This is a genomic window from Hydrogenovibrio sp. (assembly GCF_049975065.1).
In the GTDB taxonomy this organism is placed as follows: domain Bacteria; phylum Pseudomonadota; class Gammaproteobacteria; order Thiomicrospirales; family Thiomicrospiraceae; genus Hydrogenovibrio.
Map to the genome: position 1 here is coordinate 1 of NZ_JBNGDN010000049.1, position 8,531 is coordinate 8,531.

Here is an 8,531-nt window from a genome sequence, read left to right on the forward strand (position 1 = left end):
ATCCCGACCGAAGCGGAAGGGATCTGATTTAGGTTGGCACCGTCGGCGGGAGATCCTTCGGCTTCGCTGAGGATGACGCAGTTTTCCATAAACGCCAGGCCTGGTCGTTTGGGTGATGCGATTCTGTGTTATCGGGTTTTGAATTGGCCGATGAGTTCGGCCAGTTGGTTGGCGAATTGATCGACTTCTTGGCTGGCTTGTTCCGTACGGGCGGCACCTTGGGTAACCGTTTGCGCGGTGTGGCGAATTTGATCGACGTTTTGGTTGACGAGTTGGGTTTGGTTGTTTTGGGCTTTCGCGGACTGAGCGATCTGAGTATTCATTTCGGTAATGGTTCGCACCGCCTCGGCGATGGAGGCCAGTGAGTGTCCGGCTTGGTTGGCTTTGCGAACGCTGTTGTTGGCTTTTTCGCGGCCGTGATTCATGACGTCAACGGCGTCGGACGCGGCGTCCTGTAGGTGTGCGATCATGGTTTCGATTTGTTTGGCGGAGGCTTGAGTGCGGCTGGCGAGGGTGCGCACTTCGTCGGCCACCACGGCAAAGCCACGTCCGTCTTCGCCTGCGCGAGCCGCTTCGATGGCGGCATTGAGCGCCAGCAGGTTGGTTTGTTCGGCTATGTCTTTGATTACATCGAGTACACTGGCGATGTTTTCACTGTCTTCTTTGAGTTGTTGAATGGCTTGCGCGGTTTGTTCCACTTCATCGGCCAGCGACTGAATGGCGTTGACGGTGGCTTGCACGACGTCTGTGCCTTGTTGTGTGGCTTGGTCGGCATGACTGGCCGCTTGGCTGGCGGCGTTGCAATTGTGGTTCATGTCACCGACGGTGTGGGTCATTGTCTCCAGTGCCGAGACGACCTTCTCGGTGCCTTGCTGTTGTTGCTGAATGCTGTCTTGGGTTTCGTGGGTGACGGCGACCATTTTTTCCGCCGATTGATTCAGTTTTGCTGATACTTCGGCAATGCGCTGAATCATGTCTCTGAGGTTTTGTCCCATCAGGTTGAAGCTGTTAGCCATTTCGCCGATAAAGTCGTCACTGACTAGGCTGCATTTTTGCGAAATGTCGTTGTGGCTGATGGCATTGGCGACTTCGCCGATGCGTTTGAGTCGTTTCAGCAGCATGGTGTTGAGCAGCCAGTAGTTGAATACGCCAATGCTGAGTCCGGCGATGATGCAGGAGAGGATAAACCAGCCGAGCATGCCGGGTTTCCATTCCACAAACAGATTGGCGAACACTGGAAAGGACACGCCCATAAAAAAACCGAAGGCGAGAAACGCCGCGAGCATCCGGCCAAGTATGCTGGGTTTGGACTTTTTGCTGACTAACATAACCGTTCATCCGTGTAAAAATCTGACTGAAAAGAGTCAAAGCAAATTCTTGGCCAACAGAGGGGAATGAACGACTATTAAACTGTTTGATGGTCGGATTATTTCAGTCCAAGCAGGGTGGGATTCTGTAAAATAAGCGCCATGATTTGTTCTCTTTTGCCGATTTTGTATTTAAAGCGCCGTTTTCCATGAGCGTGACGTCCTCCCAACCCCATTCGGATGCGACCAAGGCGTCGTTACGTGTTTTGCAAAGCGTTTTCGGTTTTGAAGCCTTTCGTTCGCATCAGGCCGATGTCATTGCGGATGTGCTGACCGGGCAGGACTGCTTTGTGCTGATGCCGACCGGCGGCGGCAAGTCCTTGTGCTATCAGGTGCCCGCCCTTCTGCGTGAAGGGACGGCCATTGTTGTCTCGCCGTTGATTGCCTTGATGCAGGATCAGGTGGATGGCTTGAAGGCCAATGGCGTGAAGGCCGCTTATTACAATTCCACTTTGGATGTTCAGACGGCCGATCAGGTATTGATGCAGTTGCATACGGGGCAATTGGATTTGCTGTATGTCTCGCCTGAACGGCTCTTTCAGGCCGCTTTTTTGCAGCAGTTGCAACAATTGCCGGTGGCTTTGTTTGCGATTGATGAAGCCCATTGTGTGTCGCAGTGGGGGCACGATTTCCGCCCGGAATATCGTCAGATTGGTCAGTTGCGCACCTATTTTCCGCAGGTGCCGTTTATTGCGCTGACGGCCACCGCTGATGATGCCACGCGACAGGATATTCTGCAACGCCTGCACCTTCAGCAGCCGAAAGTACACATCAGCAGTTTTGACCGCCCCAATATTCGTTACACCGTGCTGGAGAAGCGCCAGCCGATGCGGCAGTTGTTGGCGTTTTTATCCGCGCGCTCTAACCGGCAGGAGAGCGGCATTGTCTATTGTTTGAGCCGCAAGCGGGTGGAAGAAGTGGCGTTGCAATTGCAGGAGAATGGTTATGCGGCGGCGGCTTACCATGCCGGTTTGCCGGGCGAGATTCGCCAAACGGTGCATCAGCGGTTTCTGCGCGATGAAGTGGATATTGTCGTGGCCACGGTGGCTTTCGGCATGGGCATTGATAAACCGAATGTGCGCTTTGTGGTGCATTACGATCTGCCGAAAAACATTGAAGGCTATTATCAGGAAACCGGACGCGCCGGACGCGATGGTCTGCCATCGGAAGCGCTGCTGCTGTATGGCGCTCAGGATGTGATGACGGCACGGCATTTTGTGGATCACCAGACGGATGAGCATCAGCGACGGGTGGAAGGCTCGAAACTGGCCAGCATGGTGGATTTTGCCGAGTCGCAAACCTGTCGGCGGCGGGTGTTGCTGAATTATTTCGGTGAAGGCTCCGATCAGGATTGTGGTAATTGCGACATCTGTTTGAATCCGCCGGAATTTTTCGATGCCACCGTGGCGGCGCAAAAGGCCTTGTCGTGTGTCTATCGTCTTAATCAAGGTTTTGGCTTGCGCTATGTGGTGGAGGTGTTGCGCGGTTTGGATAACGAGCGCATTCGCCGTCAGGGGCACCAGCAGCTCAGCACTTATGGCATTGGTCAGGAATATTCAACAACGGAGTGGGAAAATATTCTGCGTCAGTTGGTGCATTTGGGGTATTTGTTTCAGGACATTCAAAACTATTCCGTCCTGCGCCTGACCGAAAAGTCGCGCAGTTTGCTCAAAGGCGAGGTGCCTCTAAAACTGGCGAAGCCGCGCACCCGCTTGGGCGCTTCCGCCAGGCCTGGTGAAAAGGGCCATCGGTGGGACAAAAACGCTCGTTTGGAAAAAGCGGATTTATCGCTGGCGGAAATGGAGCGGTTTGAAGTGCTGCGGCGTTTGCGAAAAGAGATTGCCGACAGCGAAGAACGCCCGGCCTATCAGGTGTTTGGCGATGCGGTGCTGATTGAAATGGCGCAGCGCCTGCCGAAAACCGATGGTGAGTTATTGCGCATTAATGGTGTGGGTGAAAATAAATTGGCTCGTTACGGGTTTGAATTTTTAGCCCAATTGCGGCAAATGGAGTGAGCAAGGTGACCGAGTTCGAACCGGAAAAAGATGTGCCGACCGCGTTGGGGATCTGGGTGGATGCCGATGCCTGCCCAGTGGTGATAAAAGAAATCTTGTTTAAAGCCGCCGTGCGTGCGCAGTGCCTGACCACCTTGGTGGCGAACCATGCCATGCGCTTGCCGCCATCGCCTTGGCTGCGATTTTTGCAGGTGACAAAAGGCTTTGATGTCGCCGACAATGAAATTGTGCAACGCGCCAGGCCTGGGGATTTGGTGGTGACGGCGGACATTCCGCTGGCCGCAGAAGTGATGGAAAAAGGCGCTCAGGCGTTGAACCCGAGAGGGGAGCTTTATAGCCTGAGTACCATCAAACAAAAGTTGACCATGCGCGACTTTATGGAGTCGATGCGTTCCAGTGGCGTGGAAGTCGGCGGTGGACCGCCGCCACTCAACCCCAAAGACCGTCAGGCCTTTGCGAAACATCTGGATACTTGGCTGGCACGGCGGCCTAAGGGATAGGCGTGCGCTTTCACCTGGCCTGGTCAAATGGGTGCAGGCGCTTTCGATGCTGGGGTTTTGGCGGAGTTTTCGGCTTGGGTTAGCTGGTTCAGTTGGTTGAGAATGCCGTCTTTGAAATGCTCCAGCTCGTCCAGCCGTTGCTTGGCGGTTTTTAGCTCGCCGTTTTGTTTTAAGTGGACGATTTGATGGCTGGCTTGGTGCACCTGTTCATGCAGCTTTTCCACGGTTTCCAGGGCGCTGGCGGTTTCAAAAACGTCCAGCCCGTGTTGCTTGAGCCAGTGCCCGAACTCGCATTGATGTGCTTCCAGCGGTGGTGGGGTGTCGATCTCATCGTAAATGTAGCCATGCAGTTGTTTGAGCCAAGCGCGATGCTGGGTGGCGGCGACGACCAGTGTCAGGTCTTCTTTGGACAGGGTGTGAATCCGTTGCCAGTGCGGTGGCGCTTGCCATTGTTGAATCCACTTCGGCACGGCCTCGGCGGGCATGGGGCGGCTGATGTGATAGCCTTGTGCCTGTTGGCAGCCGAGTTTCAGCAGCAAGGTGGCCTGTTCGTCGGTTTCCACGCCTTCGGCAATGACATCGAGCTGGAAAGCTTCGCCCATGCCGATAATGCTTTCCATAATGGACAGACTTTGCGGATCGGTGAGCAAGTCTTTGACAAAGCTTTGATCCACTTTCAGCTCGGACACTGGCAGGTGTTTCAGGTAGGTTAGGGAAGCATAGCCGGTGCCGAAATCGTCAATGGAAAAACGCACGCCGATTTGATCGGAGCAGTCTTTCATGGTTTTGGAGACGCTGAAGATGTCTTCCAAAGCGGAGGTTTCCAGAATTTCCAGTGTCAGTTGTGACGGCTGGATGCTCGGGTAGGCCTGCAGCACATAACGCAGGCGATCGACAAAGTTCGTTTCCTGCAGCAGGTCGCCTTCGATATTGACGCTGAGGTTGATGGAGGCAAAACCGGTATTTTGCCAGGCCTGAATCTGCTTGAGTGCGGCTTCGATCACCCAGAAGCCGATTTCGGCGCTCAGCGGATGGTCGCGTAACAGGGGCAGAAATGCGATGGGTGGCAAGATCCCTTTTTCTGGATGTTGCCAACGAATCAGGGATTCAAAGCCCAATATAATACCGGTGTGCAGGTTGATTTTCGGTTGGAAAAACAGCCGCAGTTCCCCACGATTCAGCCCAGCTTCCAGTGCTTTGAGTTCTTCGCTTTGCGCCAGAGCACCGTAGGTTTCTTCTTCAAAAACGTAGAGCTGGTTTTTGCCTTTCATTTTGGCTTGGTACATGGCTTGATCCGCCTGGCGGATAATCTGGTCGGCGTCGAGTTCGTTTTGTTGGTTGTAGAAGCTGACACCAATGCTGGCGGAAACACGAAGTTGGTTGATTTCGTAACTAACGGGTTTGCTCGCTTCGCGCAGCAGACGTTCGAGCATGTCGTGTGTTTCTGGGGTGTCTTCCGTGTCGAGCAGCACGGCAACAAACTCATCGCCGCCGATGCGGGCAATGGTGTCTTCTTCGCGCAGCACCCGCTTTAGGCGAGTGGCGATGCTGATCAGCAGCTGGTCACCGGCCTGGTGGCCGAAAAAATCGTTAATGGCTTTAAAGCCGTCCAAGTCAATAAACAGCACCGCTAAATTGAGTTGGTGGCCTTTGGCATAGCTGATGGCTTGGTTGAGTCGGTCGGCCAGCAGGGTGCGGTTCGGCAGACCGGTCAGCGGGTCGAAATGGGCAATGAATTCGAGTTGCGATTGCTGTTTTTTCTGTAGCGAGATGTCGGAAAACTGGGCGATGAACTCACGTGGGGCACCGTTGTCATCCAGAATGGAACTGATGGTCATTTTTTCCGGGTAGATTTCGCCGTTTTTGCGACGGTTCCAGATCTCGCCCGACCAGCTGCCCTTTGCAAATAACTCCTGCCACAGTTCGGCGTAAAACAGTTTGTCGTGCCTGCCGGAACTGAGGATATTGGGGGTTTTGCCGAGCACTTCTTGCTTGCTGTAACCAGTGATGCGGCTGAAGGCGTCATTGAGGTTAAGAATGTGACCGGTGCGGTCGGTAATGATAATGCCTTCTTGCGAATAGTGAAACACATTGGCGGCCTGAACCAGCTCATGCTGGGCTTGAATTTGATCGGTGATGTCTTCGAAAAGCCCTTCAATGTATAAGGGGGTGTTTAAGGGGGCGTCCCGAGTATCGCAGATGAGGTCTAAGCTCAGTTTTGTGGTGCGAATGTCTTTTTCCGCCGTGGTGAACTGAAGTTCCAATGTGTGTTGACGCTGTTCGGGCAAGCATTGCAGTGCCGATTCCAGCCGTTGTTTATCTTCGGCCAGCCAGTCAATGGCGTCCAGAAGGGGACGCTGAAGCAGCTGCTCCGGGGGGCGCTTGAAGAGGCGGTTGGCCTGAGTGCCGATCTCGGTAACGCGCAGTGTGTCCGCCGACAGGGTGAAACCACAAAAACGTTCGCCAATGTTGTGAAGCAGACGTTGATGCCGTGCCGCTAGGCTGGCGGTGTCGGACTGGGCGTTCAAGGGTTTCAGAAGACGCTTTAAAAGCGAGCCGAGCAGAGGAATAGGCATTTCGATAGTGGATTTCAGATATGTTAACGTAACAGATTATTTTACCACGATTCGAGTTGAAACCGCGTTTGAATCGTTTAATCGAGATGCTTTATCCTGAAGCCGCGGCTTGGCGCACGCAGTTACGTCCGTCTGACTTGGCTTGATACAGGGCTTCATCGGTACGGCTTAACAGTTGGTCGAGGGTTTCGTTTTGAGCCAGTTGCGATACGCCTAAACTGATGGTTAGGCGCGGCAGCTTGGGGTCTTGAAGGCTTTCAACCTGCTTGCGCAGGCGCTCGGCAATTCGTTGGGCGTGTTCCAGTGGATGGTGCGCCAGTACGATCATAAACTCTTCGCCGCCGATGCGGAAGAACACATCCGAGTCGCGCAGTTGCTTTGATACGGCGCGGGCGACTGTTTTAAGCGCCACGTCGCCGATTTGATGGCCATAGTCGTCATTGACCCGTTTGAAATGGTCGATGTCGAAAAAAATCAATGACAGTGGATAGCCTTGCTGCTGTGCCAGCTGAACTTCGCGCTCAATAAAGTCGTTGAAAAACCGACGGTTGCCGATCTGGGTGAGTTCGTCAATGCGGGATTGTTCCAGTAGGCGATGGTTGAGTTGTTCCAGCTCGGTAATGTCCACCAGGATGACCACGGCGAGTTTTTGGCGGGCGTTAAAGGCGTGGGCTTTGAGTTTGAAAATGTAAATACGATCCTGTAACCGGCACTTGGCTTTGTGGACTTCGTTGGGATGGTTGAGCAGGTGTTCCAACCAGTTTTGATCGCCCATTTGTTTTTGTAAGTAGCCTTGATCCGGTTCGAAATAGTCGCAGATGCAACAGTGTTTGTTGTGACGGAAGGACTCAAAATAGTTGTAAAGTTGCTGATTGGCATCAATCATGCGATCTCCGGTGGAGACGAGGACGATTTCTTCTTCGGCATTGATAATGCGCTGGAAATAGTCGCGTTGTTGGTTCAGGATGAAAATGACCAGGCCAGCCAGTAACAGCAGTGATAGGCTGATATTCACCGTTTGAATGAGGTTTTGGGTGCTGTTGAGCGTCAGTTCCGTGTCGATTTGATTGGAAACATCCAGTGGGTAAAATACCAGAAAATATCCCTGTAAATCATTAGCTTGATTGAGAATTGGGATGGAGATGGCCAAGGTGTTTTGCGCCTTCAGTCGGGTGAAAGGGCGATTTGTCCAGGCCTGGAGGTTTTCGGGCGTGATTTCGTTTAGAAGCGCTGGGTTGGGGGTTAAGTTGGCGATGTAATAACCCCCCAGCGAGTGCGGACTGAAGGGGTGTTGAATGCGGGTCGCCTGTTGTGGCGGCACCACCGCCAGTGACTGAATGCCTTTGCCTTCAAAATAGCGCTGGATGGAGTTGAAATGCGAGATCAGCCGCAGGTAGCCCACCGGTTTTTGTTGATGGTAAATTGGGGCGGTGACTTGGATGACCAGATCGTAGCGATTGGTGAGAATGTCTTTTTGGTAGGTTACCTGAGACGGCGAGTCGGCCGTCGGCAGGCTGTTTAAATGGAGGGCGCCATGGCTTTGCGTTGTCCAGTTCCGATAGACGCTGTGCCCCTGGACGTCGATCAATTGAATCCACAGATTTTTGTAGTTGGATTTTTGGGTGATTTCAGCGATCAGGCGGTTAAACGCATTTTTTTGCAGAGGCGTGTTTTCCGCTAAAAGATGGGATACGTCATTGGCGAGGGTGAGTGCAATGGCGGTGGAGGCGGCTTGCTTTTCCTGGATCTGATGGTGAAAATCCTGAGTGATAATATGCGCCAGATTCTGGTAACGCACCTGTTCGATTTGGCTGTCAAGGCGTTGTGTCCAGTAATGACTGATCACCTGGATTGCGATGAAAACGCCCAGAGCCGTCAGCAGTAAAGAGCGGTGGCGAAGAAGGGTTGCAGACAAAGTGTCGTTTCCTGAGCTGTAAGCGATGAGCCTGTGGCGTTATCATAGCGGGTACTGTCAGTTTTCATTCTATCAAATTGACCCGATTTGCCAAGCGAATTAATGTTGGGGCTCATGTGGCTGGGTTGAATGCGGCTGTTTAATTATGGCTGTTTAAT

At 53.0% G+C, this 8,531-nt stretch carries 5 protein-coding genes; 2 read left to right on the plus strand and 3 right to left on the minus strand.

Annotated elements, in window-relative coordinates; all coding sequences use genetic code 11:
- Positions 1 to 128: 128 nt before the first annotated feature.
- Positions 129 to 1,328: a methyl-accepting chemotaxis protein gene (locus ACP5D0_RS06885; protein ID WP_472364926.1), complete on the minus strand. Its 1,200-nt coding sequence runs from the start codon at positions 1,326 to 1,328 to the stop codon at positions 129 to 131.
- 188 nt (positions 1,329 to 1,516) lie between these two features.
- Here ACP5D0_RS06885 and recQ point away from each other — a divergent pair, with 188 nt between their 5' ends.
- Together recQ and ACP5D0_RS06895 are read left to right on the plus strand one after the other, a co-directional pair.
- Complete coding sequence (recQ, locus tag ACP5D0_RS06890; RefSeq protein ID WP_472364927.1) at positions 1,517 to 3,382, plus strand: DNA helicase RecQ; 1,866 nt, start codon at positions 1,517 to 1,519, stop codon at positions 3,380 to 3,382.
- A 44-nt stretch (positions 3,383 to 3,426) separates the two neighbouring features.
- Complete coding sequence (locus tag ACP5D0_RS06895) at positions 3,427 to 3,882, plus strand: YaiI/YqxD family protein (protein ID WP_472364935.1); 456 nt, start codon at positions 3,427 to 3,429, stop codon at positions 3,880 to 3,882.
- Between the two features lie 23 nt (positions 3,883 to 3,905).
- Here the strand turns inward: ACP5D0_RS06895 and ACP5D0_RS06900 are convergent, their stop codons facing one another.
- Both ACP5D0_RS06900 and ACP5D0_RS06905 read right to left on the minus strand, forming a co-directional pair.
- Entirely contained in the window at positions 3,906 to 6,458 is a 2,553-nt protein-coding gene (locus ACP5D0_RS06900) for an EAL domain-containing protein (RefSeq protein ID WP_472364928.1), read from the minus strand.
- Between the two features lie 91 nt (positions 6,459 to 6,549).
- On the minus strand, positions 6,550 to 8,373 hold the full coding sequence (locus tag ACP5D0_RS06905; protein ID WP_472364929.1) for a GGDEF domain-containing protein: 1,824 nt from the start codon (positions 8,371 to 8,373) through the stop codon (positions 6,550 to 6,552).
- Between the last annotated feature and the right edge of the window lie 158 nt (positions 8,374 to 8,531).